Here is a 22,662-nt window from a genome sequence, read left to right as displayed (position 1 = left end):
GATTATATTTGAATATTAGGGGTGGGACAAATGAAAGTTCGGGATAGGGGAATACATATTGGGTTGCTGCCTACAGGGGAGAAAAATTGTATTACTGATGTAGAAGGGGTACTTGTTGGGCATGTGACGCTCGATTATCCACTGGATGAAAGTGGGAAATATGCTTGTACAGGGGTTACGGCCATATTACCTCATGGGGGAAATTTATTTCAGCAAAAGGTAACGGCTGCAAGTTGTATTCTTAATGGGTTTGGGAAAACAACGGGGCTTGTGCAGGTAAATGAGCTTGGTGTGATAGAATCCCCGATTATGCTAACAAATACATTTGGTGTTCCTGCTGTGACGCAGGGGACGTTGCAATATATGCTTGATAAAAATGAGGGAATTGGCGACACGACCGGGACGATTAATATTGTGGTAGGAGAGTGTAATGATAGTCATTTAAATTCGATTCGTGAATGTTCAGTTCAACCCAAACATGCCATGGAAGCCATCCAAAAAGCATCTAAAAGTAAAGCTTCTGAAGGGGCAGTAGGTGCAGGGAAAGGGATGGTTTGCTTTGGATACAAAGGAGGCATTGGCTCATCATCACGTATTGTCTCAGCAGAAGGCACAGAAGTTACATATACAATCGGATGTATGGTGTTAAGTAATTTTGGTGAAGAGTATGAACTGTTAGCAGAACGTTATGGCCTCAAAGGGAATGAGGAAAAGTCCACTATTACTCCAACTGATGGATCTATCATCATTGTACTTGCCACAGATGCACCACTTAGTAGTAGACAGTTATTGCGTGTCATTAAACGATGTGGCATTGGTCTTGGACGCATAGGTAGTCATTTTTCTCATGGAAGTGGTGATATTGTAATAGGGTTTACGACTGCCCACAACATACCCCATTCTACTAATAAATTAATAGAAACACGGCCACAATTACGAGAAGATCATCCAATGATGAATAGGTTATTTACTGCAACAGCAGAAGTAACAGAGGAAGCTATTTTAAATTCGCTTTCTCAGGCAGAAACAACTGTTGGCCGAGATGGAAATGTAGTTAATGCGTATTTATTTAACTTCAATCAATAGAAGTAAAGAGTAAAAAAGTAGGGAAATTGGAGTAACACCTGAGTAAGTAGCTCATAGTCAATCAGCAATCCTACCAATTTAAGGTGCATTTCATTAGAAAATAACAAAAAGTGATGAGTAGCTATTGAAGCAGGATATTTATGCTTAAATAGCTTTTTTTTATACCTTTATCTAGAGAAAATCCCGAAATATAGGGCAATATATCGTGATTTTAATATATCTAAACTTTAATAATGAAATATAAAAATAGAAAAATAGGTATTATTTGCCTATCCAAAATATTGCTATTATGATAGATTATTATTTAATTACAGAATTATCTAAATAATCACTTTATTGATGTTAAAAATCTCTTACTAAAGTGGGGTTGGTACATATTCAAGCGAAGATATCTGAACCAATTGAGTTATTAGTCCCAAAACAGCAACATGAACCACCTGTTTCAGAAAACAATGAACCACTGATTTTAATGAAAGAAGAGCACCCAAGGATCTTTATTAAGTCAATGTACTATATCCAAGACATTCCTAATAGTCTTAAATTTATATATTTGCGCAAAGGTGTCTATGAACGTATTCAACAGGCGTTAAACATTTTGCCAAAGAATTTAAGTTTCATATTGTACGATGGCTATCGACCATTTGAGGTGCAAAAACATTTATTTACTCAATTTTTGGATGAAACCAAGAAAAAACATCCGGAATATACGCAAGAAGAAGTATTAGAAAAAACATTAACATTTGTCTCGTATCCGAGCACGGAATCAAAATACCGTTCCCCTCATTTAACAGGGGGAGCTATTGATTTAACCCTAGGCGATTTAGAAGGAAATGAACTAAATCTTGGGACAGTTTTTGATGCAATGGATGTAAAGTCGGCAACACGTTATTTTGAACTTCATCCAAAGGAGAATGGCGAAGCATTAAAAAATCGTCGAATTTTATATAACAGTATGATTGCAGTTGGCTTTACAAATTACTCTGAAGAATGGTGGCACTATGATTATGGCAATGTCACTTGGGCAAGAAGAGTGGGAGCACCAGTATGTATTTATGGTGCCATTGAGGCGGATGTTCACGACAATATCATAAAGGGGTATCGATATATATGAAGGTTTATATTAGTGCAGATCTTGAAGGGATTACAGGAACAACCGCTTGGATTGAAACCGAATTGAACACACAGGATATTCAGCCATTTTTAAAGCAAATGACAAAAGAAGTGGAAGCTGCAATTGAAGGGGCTATTGCAGGAGGAGCAACAGAAATACTACTAAAAGATGCACATGATTCAGCGCGTAATCTTGATATTTCAAATTTACCAGTAAACTGCAGGGTTATTCGTGGTTGGACAGGTGAACCGATGTGTATGGTCGCAGGACTTGATGAGAGCTTTGACCGTGCCATTTTTATCGGATATCACAGTAAGGGCGGTAGCGAACGTAACCCGTTAGCTCATACACTTGCCGTTAATACGGATGTCAAAATAAACGGGGAATATGCAAGTGAGTTTTTAATTAATACATATGCTGCGGCATTACATGGAGTGCCGGTAGCATTCGTGAGTGGAGATGTTGGGTTAACAGAAGAAATCCGAACTGTAAATGAAAATATCGTTACTTTTGCTACTAAAGAAGGTATTGGTAGTGCAACGGTAAGTGTGAGCCCACAGTTAACAATTAAAGAAACGAAACGATTAGTAGAAGAAGCGATGAAGGTTGAGCGTGAAGTTTTACAAGTGAAACTACCTGAACGTTTCGTCGTTGAAATTGTTTACCGCGATCATACAAGAGCATTCCGGAATTCATTTTACCCAGGAGCGACGTTTAAACCGCATAACATGGTCGAGTTTGTAACGAATGATTATTATGAAGTTTTACGTGTCCTACAGTTTTTAACATAATGTAACGGCAGGCGGGGTGATGGGATGAAAATAACAGATATTGTTGTAGGGGAAGTAGAGGCTCCATTAATCACGCCCTTTAAAACGGCGCTTCGGACAGTTTATAGCATTCGGAATGTAGCGGTGTATGTGCATACCGATAACGGACAGGTTGGAATTGGGGAGGCTGCACCAACAGCAGTTATCACAGGTGAAACAAGGGCATCCATAAAACGAGCCATTGAGGGATATATTAAACCAGCAATTGTCGGAATGGATCTAGATGATATCGCTCAAATCATGGATCGACTCGATAAAAGTATTTATAAAAATACAAGCGCGAAAGCAGCAGTTGATATGGCTGTATATGACCTTTTTGGAAAACGCTATCAAACACCGCTGTATAAAATACTTGGAGGCTATCGTAAAGAGTTGGTCACTGACATCACAATCAGTGTCAATGATAAGGAAGAAATGGTCAAAGATAGTCTGGATGCAGTAAAGAGAGGGTTCACCATTCTAAAGGTTAAAGTCGGAAAAGACCCAATTGGTGATGTGGAGCGTGTAGTAGCTATACGTGAAGCGGTCGGACCAGATATTACATTGCGAGTTGACGCAAATCAAGGGTGGACGCCAAAACAAGCAGTACGAATTATTCGAGCTCTTGAAGATGCGAATACGAATATTGAATTAGTTGAGCAGCCTGTTCATCATGATGATTTGGCAGGGATGCAATATGTAACAGCTAATACATTTACGAATATTTTGGCTGATGAGAGTGTCTTTTCTTCAAAGGATGCCTTCACAATAATTGAAAAACGAGCTGCTGACTTCATTAACATTAAGTTAATGAAAACAGGGGGAATCTTTCAAGCACAAAAACTTTGTCAAATAGCAGAGGCAAATGGCATTGGCTGTATGATTGGCTGCATGCTTGAAACGAAAGTTAGTGTTAGCGCGGCAGCTCATTTTGCTGCATCCCAGAAGAACATCACAATGGTGGATTTGGACGGGCCTAGTTTATGTATGAAAGATCCGATTGCTGGTGGTCCTTTGTTCGAAAGTGAACGAATTACAATGACAGATCATGCTGGTATTGGGTTTTCATTATAAAAAGAAGAAACAAAGGGGAGGGTTTTTATGAAGAAATACTGGTTAATTTTAATGTGCTTCATTGCTATTCTTTTAGCTGCATGTAGCGACAAAGAATCTGAAGGCGGGGGAGAAAAAAGCGGAGATGCAGTTGAGTACAAACTTGTTTATTCTGGGGAGATCAAAACATTAAACTACTTAAAAACTGCTGAAACAAATGAGTTTGCTGTAGCTGCTAATTTAGTAGACGGTTTGATTGAGTATGATAAATACGGAATTGTAAAACCTGGCTTAGCAACGGAATGGTCTTCAAATGAAGATGCCACTGTGTGGACATTTAAATTACGTGAAGGTGTGAAATGGGTAACACATGATGGGGAAGAATACGCTGATGTTGTCGCACAAGACTTTGTTGACGGATTAGCTTATGTGCTTGACGCTAAAAATGAATCCGCAACATCGTGGATTGCGACAGTTGTAAAAAATGGGGATGCATTCTACAACGGAGAGATTACTGACTTCTCACAAGTAGGTGTGAAAGCAATCGATGAACATACTTTGGAGTACACATTAGAGGCACCAGCACCTTATTTCCTTTCAATGCTGAACTATGTATGTTTCTTCCCAGTAAATGGTGAGTTCATAGCTGAAAAAGGTGACAGCTTTGGTACAACTCGTGAAAACTTCCTTTATAATGGGGCGTATATTTTAGATAAATTTGAGCCTCAAAACCAACGTGTACTTGTGAAAAACGAAACATATTGGGATAAAGAAAATGTATTTATCGATCGCATTCGTTACAAATACAACAAAGAAGCAGCAACAGTAGCGCCTGAATTATTCTTACGTGGAGAAGTTGATTATGCTGGAATTCCATCGTCAATTCTTGATGAATGGTTCAATGATGAAGAGAAAAAATCGCTTGTTCGTCAAAGTAAAACAGACTTTTATTCATATTTCTATGCACTCAACTTTGACCCACAGTTTGATGCTGAATTTGAACCAGAAAATTGGAAAGTTGCAGTGAATAACAAAGATTTCCGTAAGTCGCTGTTCCATGCGCTGGATCGTGAATCGGCTATGTTGACTTTAGAGCCATATAATCCAACAGCATTACTAAAAAACACAATTACACCGAAAAACTTTGTTGATGTTGACGGTGTAGATTATACACAATTGGAACCATTAAAAGACATCTCAAATAACGATTCATTTAATAAAGACCTAGCACTTGAGTACAAGGAAAAAGCTTTGGCAGCACTTACAGGAAAAGCAACTTTCCCAGTGAAAGTATTAATGCCATACAATTCAGGTGTTCCTGATTGGGCAAACCGTTCTCAAGTAATCGAGCAACAAGTTGAGAATTTATTAGGTGCAGATTATGTAGATATTATTTTAGAGCCAGGTCCATCAACAGGCTTCTTATCTGAAGTACGTCGACCAGGTAAATTTGCTCTATTAGAAGCAAACTGGGGCCCAGACTATGCAGATCCTTCAACTTACACAGATCCATTTACTGAAGGAGGCACATACAACAAGCCAGAGCTTGCTGAAGGCTATGCAGATGAAAATGGAAAGAGTAAGTATCAAAATCTAGTAGATGCAGCAAAAGCTGAAATTGATCCGGCAAAACGTTACCAATTATTTGCTGAGGCAGAAGCTTTCTTAATCGATGAAGCGTTTGTTATTCCTTATGCAGTGGGTACATCTGGTGGGGTAGGTTATGTGGCTTCTAAATTGAATCCATTTGAAGCACAATACTCTCCGTTTGGTGTAACGGCTGAGAAATACAAAGGGCAACATCTATTAGATAAGCCAATGAGTAATGATGAGTTTAAAGATGCTCTTGCGCAGTGGGAAACAGAACGTGCAGAGGCTTTAGCAAAATAGTAAGTAGTAGAAGAATTTAGTAGAGAGGAGATGCTTAATACCTATGGGGTAGCATCTCCTCATTCTTTCTAACTCCATCTCCATTTTGCGAGGGACCAAAACCCTTGATGTATAACGAATTAATCGCAGCAAGTCATGCGATTTTGAGAGGAAGTATAGATGGTAAGCTAAAGTGCCTTTTCGATAAAAAGATAGGAGGATCCAAATATGTTGAAGTACATAGGGAAACGATTATTACAGTCTGTATTCACTTTATTTGTTATTGTCACGATTGTTTTCTTATTACTGCGCTTAATGCCAGAAGAGGGGTATTTAGGAGCTGCAGCAGATAAGATGTCACCAGAACAACAGGAAATATATTTAACAAATTTAGGCCTTCGGGACCCAATCCTAGTTCAGCTAGGAAACTTTTATACGAATTTAATTTCAGGTGACTTTGGAAAGTCCATCACATATCGTCAGGATGTTCCTGTTCTTGATATCATTGCGGATAAATTCATGTACTCCGTGTCATTTGGATTAGGCGCTGTTGCTTTGTCATTAATTATTGGGGTACCACTTGGTATTTTAATGGCACAAATGAAAGGGAGATGGCTTGATCGACTAGGGACTGGCTACATTGTATTCGTAGTTGCTGTACCGGCGATGGTGTATTACTTAATTATTCAAATGTATATAACAGAGATTTTCGACTTACCAATGCTTTTTGATGAGTATGACCCTATTAGTTGGGTACTTCCATTAATATCGTTGGCCTTAGCACCGACTGCATCTTACGCGATGTGGATGCGTCGCTACATGGTTGATGAACTAAACAGAGATTATATTAAACTTGCAAGAGCTAAAGGGGTAAAAGAACGTACATTAATGTTCAAGCATGTTCTTAGAAATGCATTTATTCCGTTGGCACAATACTTACCAGCAACCATTCTTTTTACAATTGCAGGCTCCATCTATGTTGAGTCTTTGTACTCGATCCCGGGGATGGGAGGGTTACTTGTTGATGCAATCCAACGTCAAGATAATAACGTTGTACAAGGCCTAGTTCTAGTATTCTCATCACTAGGAATTATTGGTTTGATATTAGGTGATCTTGCAATGGCCCTTGTTGACCCACGGATTAAGTTAGGGAAAGGGGAGAGTGTACGCTAATGGGTATCTACACGAAAGAGATTTCAAATATTTCCGACAAGTCTAGTGAGCAATTATTTCAGTTTGCTGTATCTGATGACCATCAAGCAGAGGAAACAGCTTACTCTAATTATTCTTATTGGCAATCGACATGGAAGTCCTTCTTGAAAAATCGAGTTGCTGTGTTTTTATTAGCGCTTGTGTTGATCATTGTATTCTTTACACTCCTCCAACCATACTTACCGGGTCAAAAGTCGCCAACGGAAATTTATCTTGATGAACAAACGGGTTCGCAGGCGCGGAATATTGCACCAGGTTCAGAATTTTGGTTTGGAACGAATTCAATTGGACAAGATTTATGGTCACGTATTTGGGCAGGAACACGTACATCCTTATTGATCGGATTTGTCGTAGCATTAGTCGAAGTCGTGGTTGGGATTGCCATCGGTGCCATGTGGGGGTTCTCGCGAAAACTAGAAGCACCGATTACGCAAGTCTACTACATTGTGGAAAACATCCCAACGACTATTGTTCTAATTTTAATGTCATATATATTACGTCCAAGTATATCGACAATTATTATCGCCATGTGTATTACCGGTTGGGTGGAGATGGCTCGGTTTATTCGTAATCAAATTGTCATTCTGCGTGATCGTGAATATAACTTAGCTTCAAAATGTTTAGGAACACCAAGCTATCGAATTATTCTTAAAAACTTATTACCATACTTAATCTCCATTATTATGTTACGAATGAGTTTAGCCATCCCGTTTGCCATTGGGTCGGAAGTATTTTTAACCTATATAGGATTAGGGTTGCCTGTTAGTGAGCCTTCTTTAGGAAATTTAATAAACGAAGGTCGTGTACTAATGATGTCACCCGATTTGCGTTATCAATTATTCTTCCCAAGTATTGTATTAAGTGTGATTACGATTGCGTTCTATATTATTGGAAATGCGTTTGCCGATGCTGCAGATCCAAAAAATCACGTGTAAAGGGGGATAACGATGGGGGAACTACAAACAAAAGAACGTGTCCTATCAATTCAAAACTTGATTATCAAATTCAAACTTCGTGGACAAGTGTTAACTGCTATTCGTGATATATCACTAGATTTATATAAAGGTGAATGTCTAGCTATTGTAGGGGAATCAGGCTCGGGGAAATCTGTTCTTGTGAAATCGATTATGGGTTTACTCGATAAAAACGGTTATATCGACCAAGGACAAATTTTATATCAAAATATGGATCTAGCTCAATTTACTACTGAAAAGGATTGGCTTAAGATTCGTGGAAAAGAAATTGCCATGGTAACGCAAGATCCGATGACTTCATTAAATCCACTCAAAACGATTGGAAAGCAAATTGAAGAATGTGTTGTATTACATCAAGGGCTAAAAGGTAAATCCGCATATGAAGAGACACTAAAATTACTTCGAGATGTTGGAATTCACGATGTTGAAAAACGGTACAAACAATATCCCCATGAGTTCTCAGGTGGGATGAGGCAGCGTATCGTAATAGCAATTGCTATTGCATGTAATCCTAAAATTTTAATTTGTGATGAACCGACAACAGCGCTTGATGTAACAATTCAGGCCCAAATACTACAGCTTTTAACAAACCTTCAAAAGAAATATGGTTTAACAACGATCTTCATTACTCATGATTTGGGGGTTGTTGCCAAAGTAGCGGACTGCATTGCTGTTATGTATGCTGGCGATATTATTGAGGTTGGCAAAACAGAAGAGGTATTTTTTGATGGAAAGCACCCTTATACATGGGCGTTAATTTCATCCCTCCCACAGCTTGGAACGAAGGGAGATCAGTTGTATTCGATTAAGGGGACACCGCCGAACTTATTCAAAGAGGTGAAGGGAGATGCTTTTGCTCCACGGAATCAATTTGCCCTTGAAATTGACTTTGTAGAACGCCCACCATTCTTTAAAGTGAGTGAAACACACTATGCACGCACATGGCTTTTAGACCCTAGAGCACCTAAAGTAGAGCTCCCGAAAGCTTTGCAAGCATTCTTTGAAGAGGGGAGACGTTTAGCAAATGAAAAATAGAGAAGTGTTACTTGAAGTGAAAAACTTGAAAGTTGAATTTGGTAAAGGGAAAAGTAAATTCACTGCCATTGACGATGTGAGCTTTGAAATCTATAAAGGAGAAACATTCGGATTAGTTGGAGAATCAGGTTCTGGTAAAACTACGATTGGTCGAGCAATTATGAGGCTCAATGAAGTAACAGATGGACAGATTTTATTCCATGGCAAACCGATTAACGGCAAAATCTCAAAGGATTGGGAACGTGAAATCATCCAAAAAATTCAAATGATTTTCCAAGATCCAATGGCTTCTTTAAATGAACGTGCAAAGGTAGATTATATTATTTCGGAAGGTCTTATTAATACGAAGAAATATAAAAACGAAAAAGAGCGTGAGGAAAAGGTACGTAAAGCTTTACTTGCAGTTGGGCTACTTCCTGAGTTTGCAAGCCGCTTCCCACATGAATTTTCAGGTGGTCAACGTCAACGAATAGGGATTGCCCGTTCATTAGTAATGGAACCGGAGTTTATTATTGCCGATGAACCGATTTCAGCATTAGATGTGTCTATCCGTGCGCAAGTATTAAACTTACTATCAAGTCTGCAGGAATCAAACAATTTAACCTATTTATTTATTGCTCATGATTTATCCATTGTTCGCTTTATTACAGATAGAACAGCCGTCATTTATAAAGGAAACATCGTAGAGTTAGCTGAGACGGAGAAGCTATTCAACAATCCACTTCATCCGTATACACGGGCATTATTATCTGCTGTACCTGAACCAAATCCCTTTAAGGAACGGGCTAAAGTGGTGGAAATCTATGATCCAAGCCAGCATGATTATGACCGAAATCCACCTTCGTTTGTTGAAGTTGAGGAAGGACATTTTGTACTAGCAAATGAAGAAGAAACAGCGCGGTATCGTGAAAAAATAAGTTTGGGGGTTTCATAGAATGAGAATACCAAAGTCACTGAAAAAGGGTGATACAATCGGGCTAATCAGTGCATCTAGCCCAACTCCACCCGAAGTCTTACCTGAAGCGGTTAAACGTGTTGAAGCACTAGGATTTAACGTAGTTGTGGGGGAAACTTGCCGAGAAAAACATGGTTACTTGGCGGGGACAGATAAACTTCGCGCCCAAGAAGTGAATCAAATGTTTAGCGATCCAAAAATTGATGGGATCTTTTGTATTCGAGGTGGCTATGGAGCAACAAAAATACTCCCATACCTTGACTATGAAATGATTAAGGCTAATCCGAAAGTATTCGCGGGTTATAGTGATGTAACGGCATTACATATCGCTTTTCATCAAAAATGTGGCTTTGTAACTTACCATACACCTATGCCTTCAACTGAATTTGTAAAGCCGGAGATGGATGAGTATTCCTGGAATAGTTTCATAAGTACTGTAATGAATACAGAAGCTTCAGGATATCGTTTAGAAAATCCGGAAGGTGAACCACTAACAACCTTGGTGGGGGGAGAGGCAACGGGACAGTTAGTTGGCGGGAACTTAACTTTAGTTGTTGCTTCTCTTGGTACGCCATATGAGATCGATACAAAAGGGAAAATTTTATTTTTAGAAGATATTGATGAGTACGAGCGAAGCATTGACCGTATGCTAACCCATTTAAAACTCGCTGGGAAGCTTGATGATGCGGAAGGGCTATTGTTAGGTGCTTGGACAGATTGTGGTCCGCAAAATCCAAAGCGACCCGAGCAAAGCTTGCGGTTACAAACTATTTTTGACGAGATTTTAATTCCTATAGGGAAACCGATTTTAAAGGATATGGTTTGTGGTCATTGTTTACCAACGATGTCGCTTCCGCTAGGTCGAACAGTTACATTTAAAACTGACTCTCAAATTATTGAAGTAATTGAGTAGGTGCTCGTTATGAAGCAGATCATTCGTCAAATGATTCAAGATGTACCGTACAATGTGCATTTATTTGTGAAAGAGGCAAAGGAGAATCAGTTTTTAATTGGTGAGCAACTGGATGCAGTTTTTTCGAGCGCTAGTCTAATTAAAGTGCCAATTCTACTTGCGGTTTTAGATCATCTTGAGCGAACAAACCAATCGCTGGATCATAGACTTGAAATTACACCAGAAAATGTAGTGGAGTTTAGTGTACTTACAGAGCAGAAAGTAACTACTTGTACAATATACGAACTGTTAGTATGGATGATTATTACGAGCGATAATTCAGCAACAAATGTGCTGATTGATTATATCGGAATGGAAGGACTAAACCACTATTTTAGTAATTTTGGGCTTACACAAACGAAGCTACAGCGTAAGATGATGGATTTTAAGCGACTCGAGCAAGGGTTTGATAATGTTACAACTGCGCGTGATATGGCCCATGTTTTTACTAGCTTGTATCGACAGACATTACTGTCCCAGCATAATAACACCATTGCCATTGATATATTGAGTCGCCAACGCATTTATGAAGGTTTAAAACGTTATTTAGTGGGGGATGTAAAAATTGCCCATAAAACAGGTGGACTTGAAACAGTTGATCATGATGTTGGAATTATATATACCGAAACGGTGGATTACATTATTGGCGTTTTTGTAACAGAAGTCTCAAATAATGATGAGGCTAGACAATTGATTGGGCGTATTTCAAAAGTTGTTTATAACGAATTCATGGGAAAGGAGCGAAATGGTAAATGAAAGCAATTGTGACGAGGATGATTGCCAACTTACATAAGGCACCAAGTGAGTTGTCTGAGCTAATTGATGAAGCATTGTACGGAATGACAGTCAACATACTAGAGGATGTGGATGCTAATTGGGTTCGAGTTCAGACAACCTACCGTTATGAAGGGTATTGTAAAAAAGAGTATTTATTAATTGATGAAACAAGAACAGACGCATGGCTCAATGAAGCAACCTTTGTGATTAAGCAAAACTTTGCCGATATTTTAATAAAGCCAAAAATTCAAAGCACCAAAGTTACAACACTCGTAAAAGGTTCCATCGTGCGTTTCCTTGAACGAGATGATTTAGAAGCTGAGTGGGCAGCAATCGGATTGCCGACAGGGGAAATTGGCTATGCGAGAAAGCATTGGATTCAAGAAAGAACCGTAGAAAAAAATAGGTCTGAGGATGAATTACGCGAGAACATTGTGCAAACAGCACTCAGTTACTTAAATACTCCTTATCGTTGGGGTGGGAAATCTCCGGTAGGCATTGATTGCTCTGGCCTTTGTTCAATGGCTTATTTATTAAATGGGATTATTATTTATCGAGATGCAAAGATCATGGATGGTTTCCCAATTAAAGAGATTCCCCTTGAGGAGATCAAAAAGGGAGATTTACTGTACTTCCCTGGACATATTGCCATGTATTTAGGCGATGAACAGTATGTTCACTCATCCCTTGGTGGGAATGAAGTAAGCATCAACAGTTTAAATGAAAACCACTTGAACTATCGAAAAGACTTAGCTACTACAATTACAGCTATAGGAAGTTTCTTTGCTCCTGAAAGGGTGCATCCGTAATTAGGAATGAATATGAGACAAAAAATGAAGGTCTGAACAAATGTGGCTAATGCTAATGGTTCAGACCTTTGTATTTGGGAGCTTACATCTTTTTCTTCGGCGTCTTTACTTCTGCAAATCTCTTACGCCAGTCTTTGTATATAGTAATGATTTGTCCGAATGCCTCTGGATTTTCTCTACGAATGTGCAAAATCATGTCGTAATAAACCTCAACAGCTTCACAAAATTCTCGTCCACATAGTTTAATAAAGATTTCTTGATCTAGTTGGCCGTGTAAAATGGCAGTGGCGATAATATCGAGATCATGTAGTGATTTCTCAACATTCATTTTTTTACGTTCTACTACTTGTAGTATTGTGAGAGGGTATTCCTTCTGAAAATCATGTATTCCAGTGTAGTCAGAGATGTGGTCAAAATCGTCATAAGCTAAGTTTGATACGTTTACTTTGTAGTTTTGGTAATGGGGGAGAACTGTACTGTTAAAACGATCGATATAATAGATGGACAGTTCTACGGCTTCTCGCTGATTTTTCATTGCTTCTGTTTTAAAAACCCGACTTAAATAAATCCAAATAATTATTAGAGTTATGGCCAGTAATGATACGGTAATGATTTCTAAATTTGCTTTAATTATTTCTGAAATCCTGTTCGCTTCCAATCTCCATCCCTCCCATTCAAGCTTGGTTATTTATATCATAATACAAATAAGTTGGATGTGTAGCAAATTTAAATGGATTTTTGTTTTAGGGTAAATTGGTATAGGGATCTTCACTTTTTTTTAGGTTGTTTAATATGTAACATCTGTATGGCATGCTTTTTGTCATTCTTCTCTTTCGATAAATTCTCTTTTTCATTCCAACAATCCTTTTACTTCAAATAATAGAAAGCCATTTTTACAAATTGTAGAAATACAAGATGATTAATTTTACATAATGTCCAACCAATAACCTTACACAATGATGTTAAATTGTTAATAGTCAGAATTATATAAATTATGAATAGGAGGATGCAAATGGAAGTTAGAGATGATCAGTTACAAAGAGGCTTGAAAAAACGACATATGACGATGATTGCTATAGCTGGGGTAATCGGTGCAGGTTTATTTATGGGTAGTGGTTCTGTCATTAATTTAGCTGGTCCAGGTGCTGTATTGTCTTATGCGTTAGCGGGGATGATTGTAATCTTTGTCATGAGAATGCTTGGTGAAATGGCTGCTATGAATCCAACAAGTGGTTCGTTTGCTCACTATGCACACGAGGCAATTGGTCCGTGGGCGGGGTTTTTGATTGGCTGGTTGTATTGGTTTTTCTGGGTCATTGCCATCGCACTAGAAGCAACCGCCGCCGCGGCAATTATTCAATATTGGTATGACGGTGTACCACTTTGGCTATTAAGTCTAATTTTAACTGTTGCGTTGACACTCACAAACATCATTTCGGTGAAATCGTTTGGTGAATTTGAATATTGGTTCTCACTTATTAAGGTAGTTAGTATTATTGCATTCCTTGCGATGGGAGCAGCTATTATATTTGGTGTTGTACCGAACTTTGAAGCAGTAGGAATGACAAACTTAGTTGGACAAGGTGGCTTTTTACCCAATGGTTTTGGGTCAGTTCTCATGGGGGTTGTCATAGTCATTTTCTCATTTATGGGGACTGAAATTATTGCCATTGCAGCCGGTGAATCAGAAGAGCCGAAGGAAGCGGTTACAAAGGCAACAAATTCTGTTACGTGGCGTATATTAATTTTTTACGTAGGATCAATTGCAGTCGTTGTGACATTACTTCCTTGGAATTCGTCTGATATTTTGACAAGTCCATACGTGGCGGTACTTGATTATATTGGTATTCCTGCAGCTGCGCAAATTATGAACTTTGTCGTACTTACGGCGGTTTTATCATGCTTAAATTCTGCATTGTATGCAACTTCTAGAATGGTCTTTTCACTAGCTGAAAAAGGAGAAGCACCAAAAAGTTTCTTAAAGTTAAATAAACAAGGCGCACCCGTAATTGCAATTTTAGCAGGTACTTTCTTCTCTTATATTGCTGTCATTATGAATTATGTTTCACCAGATAAAGTATTTATGTTTTTATTAAGTTCATGTAGTGCGATTACATTAATTATGTATTTGATGATTGCAGTATCTCAATTAATTGTGAGAAAAAGGGTAGAAAAAGAAAATCCTGAGCTATTATCGGTGAAAATGTGGTTATTCCCATATTTAACATACTTCACAATCATAGCAGTTTCTGCATTATTAATTGCGATGTTCTTTATTGATTCAATGCGATCTCAAATTTTATTTACTTCAATTATTGTAATCGTCGTAATGTTAGCTTACGTTATTACGCAAAAAGGTAAAAATCGAGTCGAAGAATCTTCTGCTATTACTATTAGTGATGAAGCAGCGGAAGAAGGAATTTAATATAAAAATGTAAACGTAACGAATTAAGCTACCCCGGTAAATGTTAGACACAACATTTTTACGGGGTTTTTTGTTTGTGGTAACTTAAGTTTTTAGGGGAAGTAATTGAATATGGACGTTAAATTGGTTCATGTAACAAAATGTGAAAAGAATAAAGTACTTTCTTTACTATGTGTCCATTTAATCAACTACCCAAATAATGTTAAATTATTATTGAAGAGATTGAAGGAATCTTCTAAACTTTTGGAAGATACTTAAATAAAAATAAGGGGTGTATGTGCAATGGCAGTTGAACAAAAGGTAAGAGAATTACAACATTTTATTAATGGAGCACTTGTGGCGGGTACAAGTGGACGTTTTTCAAATGTGTTTAATCCTAGTACAGGAGAAGTAATTGCACGCGTTCCATTAGCTACAAAAGATGAAGTAAAAGATGCGATTGAAAAAGCGAAAGCAGCATTTCCAGCATGGAAAAAAACATCTGCAGGGAAAAGAGCAGAAATCGTTCAACGTTTCCGTCAATTAGTGACAGAAAATATAGATGAATTAATTGAAGTGATTTGTGAAGAAAGCGGAAAAACAAAAGAAGATGCAAAAGGCGAAATTACGCGTGGGTTAGAATCCGTAGATCTAGCAATTAACGCTGCTCATATGACAAAAGGAGAATACTCTGTAAATGTAGGTGGAGGCATTAACGCGTTTTCAGCTAAATATCCATTAGGTGTAGTAGCTGCGATTGCTCCATTCAACTTCCCAGTAATGGTTCCACTTGCACAAACAAGTATGGCAGTAGCAGTTGGGAACTCTGTTATTTTAAAACCATCTGAAAAAGTACCTGTATCTGCACTTTATATTTCAAACCTATGGAAAGAAGCAGGTCTACCAGATGGCGTTTGGACGGTTATTAATGGTGATAAAGAAGCGGTTGATGAACTACTAGAAAATAAAACAATCGAAGCGATCTCATTTGTTGGTTCAACACCAGTTGCTGAATACATTTATCAAACGGGAACAAATTACAACAAACGCGTTGCAGCATTTGGCGGAGGTAAAAACTTCATGGTCGTAATGCCAGATGCAGACTTAGAGAAAACAGCAAATGCATTCCTAGGTGCAGCGTATGGTGCAGCTTCTCAACGTTGTATGGCGATTTCTGGTGCAATCCCAGTTGGAAAAGAAACGGCTGATAAATTTGTTGCGATTTTAAAAGAAAAAATTGAAAACTTAAAAGTAGGCCCTTATACAGATGCTGAAGTAGATTTTGGTCCAGTGATTACACAACAATCGAAAGATGTAGTAATTGCCGCGATTAATAAAGGCATTGAAGAAGGCGCACAAATAGTTGTTGATGGACGTAATCCGAAAATCAGTGAAACTTCAAAAGGTTTCTATGTAGGCCCAACTTTACTTGACTATGTTACGCCTTCAATGGAAATCTATGAAAATGAAGTATTCGGCCCAGCTCGTATTATCGTTCGTACAGAATCTTTACAAGAAGCAATTGATTTGATTAATGATCATGAGCTAGGAAATGGTGTTACAATTTTCACAAATAACGGAGCAGCTGCTCGTAAATTCCAAGAGGAAATCGAAGTGGGCATGGTTGGGGTCAACGTTCCGATTCCAATTCCTGTTGGTTATCATAACTTTGGTGGTTTAAAACGCTCTAAATTTGGAGAAGGTTACATGTTCGGTCCAGACCAAGCGCGTTTCTTCACGAAAGTTAAAACAATCTCTGAGCGTTGGTTAGAAGCTGATGATGAAACAACATCATCATTCTCATTCCCAAGTAACGATAGTGCGAAATAATCTTTTGGAGTAACCATCTTATTAAATATAAATATGTTTCATTCATTTAAACAAAATCACCTCATCTCTGGGAAATTTAAGAGTTGAGGTGATTTTTTATTGATCTCACTGGATGATGTTTGCAAATAAGACAATTAATTGTGGGAAAAGTACATAAAACAACGATGAAATTTATAAAAAGTACCTTCGCTTTTATGAAACTGTAAACTTTAATACGATGTAATATTTTCAAAATATGACATCAATCGAGGCTTTTCTTCATACTATGATTTTGAGGTGAAAAAATGCCAAGAGTAAAATTCCGAGATGCGGACATTGACTTAGTAGCGAGGATGATGAGAGCGGAAGCTGAAGGTGAAGGAAACCAAGGGATGCTATATGTTGGAAATGTTATTGTTAATCGTGCTGTAGCAGATTGCGCAGATTTTACTGATGTAAGAACAATCGAAGATGTTATTTATCAGGTGCAAGGAGGAAATTATTCTTTTGAAGCTGTTCAAAAGGGTAATTTATTTTATTCACCAGCGCGGGAAAATGAACGAAGATTAGCAAGGCAAGTTTTAAATTATTGGAGAGACCACCCAGCGAAATATGCCCTTTGGTACTTTAATCCATATGCACCATGCCCTCCACAATGGTATGGTCAACCATTTACTGGTCAATTTAAAGATCACTGTTTCTATGAGCCAGCAGCAGGAACATGTGCAAGTATTTATTCGTAGGAGTTATTAATAATACAAAAATGGGAACTACCTGATATTCAGGTGTTCCTTTTTTATATATTAATTCTTTCATATCATTGTAGCGATGGAGAGTGAAAATGAGAAAAATAATAATAAGGATTCTTGGCAGTATGAAGGAAACGTTATTAACGGTTCTTGTTGCAGATACACAAGAAAAAAGAGAGAAAGGGTTAATGTTTGTAAAAAAATTACCTGAAGACCATGGGATGTTATTCGTATTTTCAGAAAAGGTTTATGATGGTTTTTGGATGAAAAACACATTAATTCCACTTTCCATTGCTTTTATAGATTCTGATGGTGAAATTCTAAAAATATTAAATATGTGGCCTTGTTTAAATGATGAATGTCCAACGTATGATCCACAGGTTTTTTATCAATATGCTATTGAAGTGAATTATGGATGGTTTGAAAGAAATCAGGTTAGAGAGGGCGATTATGTAAAATTCGATTTATTCTGAATACTATGAATATAGAGTTTGGAAGTGTTTATTAAATATTCTATCGAAATTTGTTTTAGTATAATCCGTGCAGTTATACAAAAATTTAGATTATCTAACTTTATGTTAAAATACTATTCAGTTGATCTGTCATTGCTTTGGAGTGTCTTTTAAATTACACTCAATAATTTTTGATCTATGCCGGAAGTTATTGCGATATAGAAATTAGTCGAACTGACCCTCAAATGGGAAAAGTTCTTATTCTACAAAATGCAAAAAATAGTTTAAGAATTAAATATATATGTTATAATTCTTTGGTGTAAGCGCATTGTCTATATTAAAGTCAGAGAATTTTAAAAATAGAGAGGACTGTGTGAATTTGACTAACGGAATTTTTAAAATCCCAACACCTACTAACGAGCCAGGTAATACTTATGCTCCGGGTACAAAAGAAAGAGAAACATTAAAAGCTGAATTAAAACGCCAATCTGAAATCGTAGTGGATATCCCTGTGATTATTAATGGCCAAAATATAAAAACTGATACAGTGAAGCAAGTGGTAATGCCACATGCTCACCAACATGTACTAGCTAACTATTCTGAAGCTGGTGAAAAAGAATTACGCGATGCAATCGAAGCTGCAATGGATGCTAAAGAAGCATGGGCTAATATGCCATGGGAACACCGTGCAGCGATCTTCTTAAAAGCTGCTGATCTAATTTCTGGTCCATACCGTGACGTTATGAATGCAGCGACAATGTTAGGACAATCTAAAACAGCGATTCAAGCTGAAATCGATTCTGCACAAGAATTAATTGATTTCTTACGTTTCGGTGTTGAATATGCGAACCAAGTATATGCTATTCAACCTGCAAGCATGAAAAATGTATGGAATCGTACAGACTACCGTCCATTAGATGGATTCGTACTAGCGATTTCTCCATTCAACTTCACAGCGATTGGTGGTAACCTACCAGCAGCTCCAGCAATGATGGGGAACGTTGTCGTTTGGAAACCAGCAACAACTTCTTTACTAGCAAACTATTACTTCATGCGTATTTTAGAAGAAGCTGGATTACCAAAAGGTGTTATTAACTTTGTTCCATCTCGTGGTTCACAAGTATCTGAAATTGTACTAACTGACTCACGTATGGCAGGTTTCCACTTCACAGGTTCAACAGCTACATTCCAAACAATTTGGAAAAATGTTGGAGAAAATATTGCAAACTATATTTCATACCCACGTTTAGTTGGGGAAACAGGCGGTAAAGACTTTGTATTTGCACACGAATCTGCACAAGCAGATAAAGTAGTAGCAAGCATTGTTCGTGGTGCGTTTGAGTACCAAGGTCAAAAATGTTCAGCTGCTTCACGTGCTTATATCCCAGCTAGCCTATGGGAAGAAGTGAAAGCTGGTTTAATTGAAGAAACTGCTAAACTTAAAGTTGGGGATGTTCGTGACTTCCGTAACTTCATGGGTGCGGTCATTGACCAAGCTTCATTTGATTCAATTAAAAACTATATTGAATACGCAAAAGCATCTGAAGAAGCAGAAATTATTGCGGGTGGTACGTATGATGATTCGGTTGGTTACTTCGTTCAACCAACAATTATCGTTACAACAAATCCAAACTTCAAAACAATGGTAGAAGAAATCTTTGGACCAGTGTTAACAATTTATGTTTACGAAAATGATCAATTAGAAGAAACATTAACAGCGGTTGATACTGCTTCTATGTACGCTTTAACAGGAGCAATCTTTGCACAAGATCGCCAAGCGATTCTTCACTTAGAAGAACGTTTATCAGGCGCAGCTGGTAACTTCTATATTAATGACAAACCAACTGGTGCGATGATTAACCAACAACCATTTGGTGGTTCACGTGGTTCTGGTACAAACGATAAAGCAGGATCAGTACTTAACATGATTCGTTGGACAACTCCTCGCGTTATCAAAGAGAACTTTGCACCAACTACAGATATCACATATCCATTTATGGATGAAGAGTAATTTATAATACAAAAGAGGTTGAAGTCACTACTTCAACCTCTTTTTTGTGTTATTGCTTTATGTTAATGTGATGAATGAAAAAAAGTAAACAGATTAATAAGTGTTAGCCAAACTCCAGAAACCGCGGCCTACCACTGTAAGCCGCGCAAATTTTCCGAAAAGCTTAGAAGGGGAAATTATATGTGAGCGGACCTTAAACAAAGCACATAGACAAGTCGAAAAGACATGTTTCAACATGGCTTTGCGGCTTGTGTGCTTAGTCCGCTCTCACCAGACAGTTAAATAAGAGTCATTATTAGAATTTCCTTTTAAAAAGGCGTTAGACCATTTTATGTCCCTCTATGCTTTGTAACTTCTTGTGGGGCATTATTATGAATGACTTGGTTGAGCTCTTTTGAATATTCTTCACGGTGATTTGTATCTTTCGTTTGCTTCTTTTCTTTTCTAAAGGTTGTTTTGCCTTTCTTCGCCAATGTTTGTCACCTCCGATTTATAAATCCAAAAACTAAAATTAATGTGTGCAAAATAGTTTGAACTATACAAATAAATAAATCCGTGAAAGGGGCGTATACTGAATTAGAGGGAACTAGTAGCTTTTAGAATTCCTTGATGATTAAAAGACCTTACGATGATTTTCTTCATCTGGATTCTTGTCATTTTGTTCTGATCCTTGTTCATCATCATTAGTTGTACCGCAGCCAAAAAGTAGACCCACGGATAGGATGGTAATAAATGTACCTAATCTTATCTTTTTAGACTTCATTGATCTCACCTCATCTAATAATTTTTATTTTTCTTATTATGTCTAAATATATTTTTTTAAACCTGTAATTCTAATGGTTAAAAAGAGTGAACCTTCCTAGAAAATACAAAAAACCCGGAAATAAATTTCCGGGTATGATCATCACTTACTATCTTCCTCCATGACACACTGCCTCGCTTTCCGCTTGGCTCTTTAGAGAACCGTGCTTTAGCTTTTTCAGTATTGATGGTCCTTCAGAGCTAACAATGATGCCCACTCATCGGGTTAACCCTCCTAGTCACTTGGATTCGAAGTGAAATCTTTTATAGTATAGTTCAAATTAATTTTTTCATACAATTTTTTTGTGAAACTTGAGCATTTTACTACTCAAAAAATAATGCATTGATTAACAAGCCATTCTATTATGTAATAAAAAGTATCTAACGCGTGAATGTTGTGGAGATTTCGAAACTTATACCAATTTAATGCGTATACAAATGTAAATACATTCTTCAAAATTTGTAATTGGATTCTGATTTTTCAGTAATCCATTGACTTGGGTAGTAGGGACAGAGAGTTTATAAAGTGTAACCATATGAAGTTGTGAGGTGAAGTGATCATTGAAAAACAAAAAAACATGGGGAGTCTTGGTTGGTACAGGGTTATTAATTTTATCAAAACTAAAATTTTTACTCGTAATATTGAAGATATTAAAGTTGCAGACGTTAATCAGTATGGCAATCTACTTATGGATGTATGCGCTCATATACGGGTGGAAGTTTGCAGCCGCATTCGTATATTTAATTTTTATACATGAGATGGGACATACATATGCAGCGCGAAGACTTAAATTGCCGGTTAGTCCAGCGATTTTTATACCGTTTGTTGGAGCTGCTATATCTATGAAGGAAATGCCAAAAAGTGCGAAGGATGAGGCGTATTTAGCTTATATGGGGCCAGTATTCGGATTACTTGCCTTTTTGCCAGCGTTTCCATTGTATTTTTATACTGAAGATCCTTTTTGGGCGCTAGTCATTTTTCTAGGGGGATTACTAAATTTATTTAATTTAATTCCTATTACGCCTTTAGATGGAGGACGGATAGCTGCTGGAATCAGCACAAAGCTATGGGCTGTAGGTTTAATTATCCTTATTGGCTATTCACTTTATACTTTTAATATTTTAGCCATCATTATAACAATTATTGGTGCAATCCAGTGGTATAAGATTTATAAACAACAAAAAAATCTAGTGGAAGATGAAAAGGAAGTAACATCTTACATGACGATTTATAGACAGTTAAAAGAGCACGCCGAGCATGCCTCGGTTGGTAACTTTACTTATTATGCTAGGTCGTTTAAAGGGAATATTATAAACGAACACCTGAGAGACGTATTTCTAATTTTGAATAATGTTGAAGAATTGGAAGAGACGGAAGAACAAGATCGATTAATAATCGATGAATTCCTCTTCCGATTTAATGAACAGGTTCAAAAAATAAAAGGTGAGTTTGAGCAAACAGCCTCATATTATAAAACTGACACTAAAACGAAACTAAAGTTATTTATGATTTATTTAGGATTAGTTGTAGTATTAGCAGCAAGTACTTACTATGGAAACACGATAATTATGGAATCTGAGGCAATGAAGACAATCATTGGTGAGTAATATTTTGTGAAGAGGCTGGGACATAAGTAGAATTTTTAAGGAAAGCCACAATTATCTATAATAAGATATTGATACTTTATAGTTTGAGAGCAATAAGTGTTAGCCATTCTCCGAAAAAACGCGGCCTCAAAGACAAGTCGTAAAGACACGTACCACGTGGCTTTTCGGCTTGTGTGGGGAGCGAAA

The 22,662-nt window shown here is 37.5% G+C and carries 21 protein-coding genes; 18 read left to right on the top strand and 3 right to left on the bottom strand.

Features of this window, described 5'->3' with window-relative positions; genetic code table 11:
* Window positions 1–30: 30 nt before the first annotated feature.
* The 12 genes from JOD29_RS15550 to JOD29_RS15495 all read left to right on the top strand — a co-directional run bounded on the left by JOD29_RS15550 (window position 31) and on the right by JOD29_RS15495 (window position 12,642).
* Entirely contained in the window at window positions 31–1,086 is a 1,056-nt protein-coding gene (locus tag JOD29_RS15550) for a DmpA family aminopeptidase (protein ID WP_124766383.1), read from the top strand.
* A gap of 361 nt (window positions 1,087–1,447) precedes the next feature.
* Window positions 1,448–2,197 (top strand): M15 family metallopeptidase, encoded by a 750-nt coding sequence (locus JOD29_RS15545; protein WP_338088328.1) that lies wholly within the window; start codon window positions 1,448–1,450, stop codon window positions 2,195–2,197.
* Entirely contained in the window at window positions 2,194–2,988 is a 795-nt protein-coding gene (locus JOD29_RS15540; protein WP_124766384.1) for a M55 family metallopeptidase, read from the top strand. The genes JOD29_RS15545 and JOD29_RS15540 overlap by 4 nt, the downstream gene beginning before the upstream one ends.
* Window positions 2,989–3,012: 24 nt before the next feature.
* Window positions 3,013–4,080, top strand: a complete 1,068-nt coding sequence (locus JOD29_RS15535; protein ID WP_124766385.1) for a dipeptide epimerase — start codon at window positions 3,013–3,015, stop codon at window positions 4,078–4,080.
* A 27-nt stretch (window positions 4,081–4,107) separates the two neighbouring features.
* The gene (locus tag JOD29_RS15530; protein ID WP_124766386.1) at window positions 4,108–5,949 is read left to right on the top strand and encodes a peptide ABC transporter substrate-binding protein; all 1,842 of its coding nucleotides are present in this window, start codon (window positions 4,108–4,110) and stop codon (window positions 5,947–5,949) included.
* Between the two features lie 207 nt (window positions 5,950–6,156).
* A complete protein-coding gene (locus JOD29_RS15525; RefSeq protein ID WP_124766387.1) occupies window positions 6,157–7,101 on the top strand; it encodes an ABC transporter permease in 945 nt (314 codons plus the stop codon).
* Window positions 7,101–8,075, top strand: a complete 975-nt coding sequence (locus tag JOD29_RS15520) for an ABC transporter permease (RefSeq protein ID WP_124766388.1) — start codon at window positions 7,101–7,103, stop codon at window positions 8,073–8,075. The genes JOD29_RS15525 and JOD29_RS15520 overlap by 1 nt, the downstream gene beginning before the upstream one ends.
* A gap of 12 nt (window positions 8,076–8,087) precedes the next feature.
* Entirely contained in the window at window positions 8,088–9,149 is a 1,062-nt protein-coding gene (locus tag JOD29_RS15515) for an ABC transporter ATP-binding protein (RefSeq protein ID WP_205101711.1), read from the top strand.
* A complete protein-coding gene (locus JOD29_RS15510; RefSeq protein WP_124766390.1) occupies window positions 9,139–10,083 on the top strand; it encodes an ATP-binding cassette domain-containing protein in 945 nt (314 codons plus the stop codon). The genes JOD29_RS15515 and JOD29_RS15510 overlap by 11 nt, the downstream gene beginning before the upstream one ends.
* Before the next feature lies 1 nt (window position 10,084).
* The gene (locus JOD29_RS15505) at window positions 10,085–11,017 is read left to right on the top strand and encodes a S66 peptidase family protein (RefSeq protein ID WP_124766391.1); all 933 of its coding nucleotides are present in this window, start codon (window positions 10,085–10,087) and stop codon (window positions 11,015–11,017) included.
* Between the two features lie 9 nt (window positions 11,018–11,026).
* The gene (locus tag JOD29_RS15500; RefSeq protein WP_124766392.1) at window positions 11,027–11,812 is read left to right on the top strand and encodes a serine hydrolase; all 786 of its coding nucleotides are present in this window, start codon (window positions 11,027–11,029) and stop codon (window positions 11,810–11,812) included.
* The gene (locus JOD29_RS15495) at window positions 11,809–12,642 is read left to right on the top strand and encodes an SH3 domain-containing C40 family peptidase (RefSeq protein ID WP_124766393.1); all 834 of its coding nucleotides are present in this window, start codon (window positions 11,809–11,811) and stop codon (window positions 12,640–12,642) included. Before JOD29_RS15500 ends, JOD29_RS15495 begins: the two co-directional genes overlap by 4 nt.
* Window positions 12,643–12,724: 82 nt before the next feature.
* On the opposite strand, the gene JOD29_RS15490 is transcribed toward JOD29_RS15495, so the two are convergent.
* A complete protein-coding gene (locus tag JOD29_RS15490) occupies window positions 12,725–13,300 on the bottom strand; it encodes a DUF4760 domain-containing protein (RefSeq protein ID WP_124766394.1) in 576 nt (191 codons plus the stop codon).
* Between the two features lie 354 nt (window positions 13,301–13,654).
* Between JOD29_RS15490 and JOD29_RS15485 the strand changes: the two genes are divergently transcribed.
* The 5 genes from JOD29_RS15485 to pruA all read left to right on the top strand — a co-directional run bounded on the left by JOD29_RS15485 (window position 13,655) and on the right by pruA (window position 20,067).
* Window positions 13,655–15,067, top strand: a complete 1,413-nt coding sequence (locus JOD29_RS15485) for an amino acid permease (RefSeq protein WP_124766395.1) — start codon at window positions 13,655–13,657, stop codon at window positions 15,065–15,067.
* A gap of 282 nt (window positions 15,068–15,349) precedes the next feature.
* Window positions 15,350–16,876: a CoA-acylating methylmalonate-semialdehyde dehydrogenase gene (locus tag JOD29_RS15480; protein ID WP_124766396.1), complete on the top strand. Its 1,527-nt coding sequence runs from the start codon at window positions 15,350–15,352 to the stop codon at window positions 16,874–16,876.
* Window positions 16,877–17,160: 284 nt separating this feature from the next.
* Complete coding sequence (locus JOD29_RS15475) at window positions 17,161–17,598, top strand: cell wall hydrolase (protein WP_124766397.1); 438 nt, start codon at window positions 17,161–17,163, stop codon at window positions 17,596–17,598.
* A gap of 98 nt (window positions 17,599–17,696) precedes the next feature.
* Window positions 17,697–18,077, top strand: a complete 381-nt coding sequence (locus tag JOD29_RS15470) for a DUF192 domain-containing protein (RefSeq protein WP_124766398.1) — start codon at window positions 17,697–17,699, stop codon at window positions 18,075–18,077.
* A gap of 358 nt (window positions 18,078–18,435) precedes the next feature.
* Complete coding sequence (gene pruA, locus JOD29_RS15465) at window positions 18,436–20,067, top strand: L-glutamate gamma-semialdehyde dehydrogenase (protein ID WP_124766399.1); 1,632 nt, start codon at window positions 18,436–18,438, stop codon at window positions 20,065–20,067.
* Window positions 20,068–20,396: 329 nt separating this feature from the next.
* Here the strand turns inward: pruA and JOD29_RS15460 are convergent, their stop codons facing one another.
* Both JOD29_RS15460 and JOD29_RS15455 read right to left on the bottom strand, forming a co-directional pair.
* On the bottom strand, window positions 20,397–20,540 hold the full coding sequence (locus JOD29_RS15460) for a hypothetical protein (protein WP_192894249.1): 144 nt from the start codon (window positions 20,538–20,540) through the stop codon (window positions 20,397–20,399).
* Window positions 20,541–20,680: 140 nt separating this feature from the next.
* Window positions 20,681–20,830 carry a hypothetical protein gene (locus JOD29_RS15455; RefSeq protein ID WP_192894250.1) on the bottom strand — a complete coding sequence of 50 codons (150 nt, stop codon included), beginning with the start codon at window positions 20,828–20,830 and terminating at the stop codon, window positions 20,681–20,683.
* 599 nt (window positions 20,831–21,429) lie between these two features.
* On the opposite strand from JOD29_RS15455, the gene JOD29_RS15450 reads away from it, so the two are divergent.
* Window positions 21,430–22,476, top strand: a complete 1,047-nt coding sequence (locus JOD29_RS15450) for a site-2 protease family protein (RefSeq protein ID WP_124766400.1) — start codon at window positions 21,430–21,432, stop codon at window positions 22,474–22,476.
* The last annotated feature ends 186 nt before the right edge of the window (window positions 22,477–22,662 follow it).

This window comes from Lysinibacillus composti (genome assembly GCF_016908465.1).
GTDB lineage: Bacteria > Bacillota > Bacilli > Bacillales_A > Planococcaceae > Ureibacillus > Ureibacillus composti_A.
This window is presented reverse-complemented; position numbering and strand designations above follow the sequence as displayed.

What these genes read in the sequence shown, in the direction of transcription:
- JOD29_RS15510 (WP_124766390.1), top strand. Translation starts at nt 9,139, where the DNA reads ATGAAAAATAGAGAAGTGTTACTTGAAGTGAAAAACTTGAAAGTTGAA.
- JOD29_RS15500 (WP_124766392.1), top strand. Translation starts at nt 11,027, where the DNA reads ATGAAGCAGATCATTCGTCAAATGATTCAAGATGTACCGTACAATGTG.
- JOD29_RS15525 (WP_124766387.1), top strand. Translation starts at nt 6,157, where the DNA reads ATGTTGAAGTACATAGGGAAACGATTATTACAGTCTGTATTCACTTTA.
- JOD29_RS15515 (WP_205101711.1), top strand. Translation starts at nt 8,088, where the DNA reads ATGGGGGAACTACAAACAAAAGAACGTGTCCTATCAATTCAAAACTTG.
- JOD29_RS15540 (WP_124766384.1), top strand. Translation starts at nt 2,194, where the DNA reads ATGAAGGTTTATATTAGTGCAGATCTTGAAGGGATTACAGGAACAACC.
- JOD29_RS15485 (WP_124766395.1), top strand. Translation starts at nt 13,655, where the DNA reads ATGGAAGTTAGAGATGATCAGTTACAAAGAGGCTTGAAAAAACGACAT.
- JOD29_RS15530 (WP_124766386.1), top strand. Translation starts at nt 4,108, where the DNA reads ATGAAGAAATACTGGTTAATTTTAATGTGCTTCATTGCTATTCTTTTA.
- JOD29_RS15550 (WP_124766383.1), top strand. Translation starts at nt 31, where the DNA reads ATGAAAGTTCGGGATAGGGGAATACATATTGGGTTGCTGCCTACAGGG.
- JOD29_RS15480 (WP_124766396.1), top strand. Translation starts at nt 15,350, where the DNA reads ATGGCAGTTGAACAAAAGGTAAGAGAATTACAACATTTTATTAATGGA.
- JOD29_RS15520 (WP_124766388.1), top strand. Translation starts at nt 7,101, where the DNA reads ATGGGTATCTACACGAAAGAGATTTCAAATATTTCCGACAAGTCTAGT.
- JOD29_RS15470 (WP_124766398.1), top strand. Translation starts at nt 17,697, where the DNA reads ATGAGAAAAATAATAATAAGGATTCTTGGCAGTATGAAGGAAACGTTA.
- JOD29_RS15505 (WP_124766391.1), top strand. Translation starts at nt 10,085, where the DNA reads ATGAGAATACCAAAGTCACTGAAAAAGGGTGATACAATCGGGCTAATC.
- JOD29_RS15495 (WP_124766393.1), top strand. Translation starts at nt 11,809, where the DNA reads ATGAAAGCAATTGTGACGAGGATGATTGCCAACTTACATAAGGCACCA.
- JOD29_RS15535 (WP_124766385.1), top strand. Translation starts at nt 3,013, where the DNA reads ATGAAAATAACAGATATTGTTGTAGGGGAAGTAGAGGCTCCATTAATC.
- JOD29_RS15475 (WP_124766397.1), top strand. Translation starts at nt 17,161, where the DNA reads ATGCCAAGAGTAAAATTCCGAGATGCGGACATTGACTTAGTAGCGAGG.
- JOD29_RS15455 (WP_192894250.1), bottom strand. Translation starts at nt 20,830, where the DNA reads ATGAAGTCTAAAAAGATAAGATTAGGTACATTTATTACCATCCTATCC.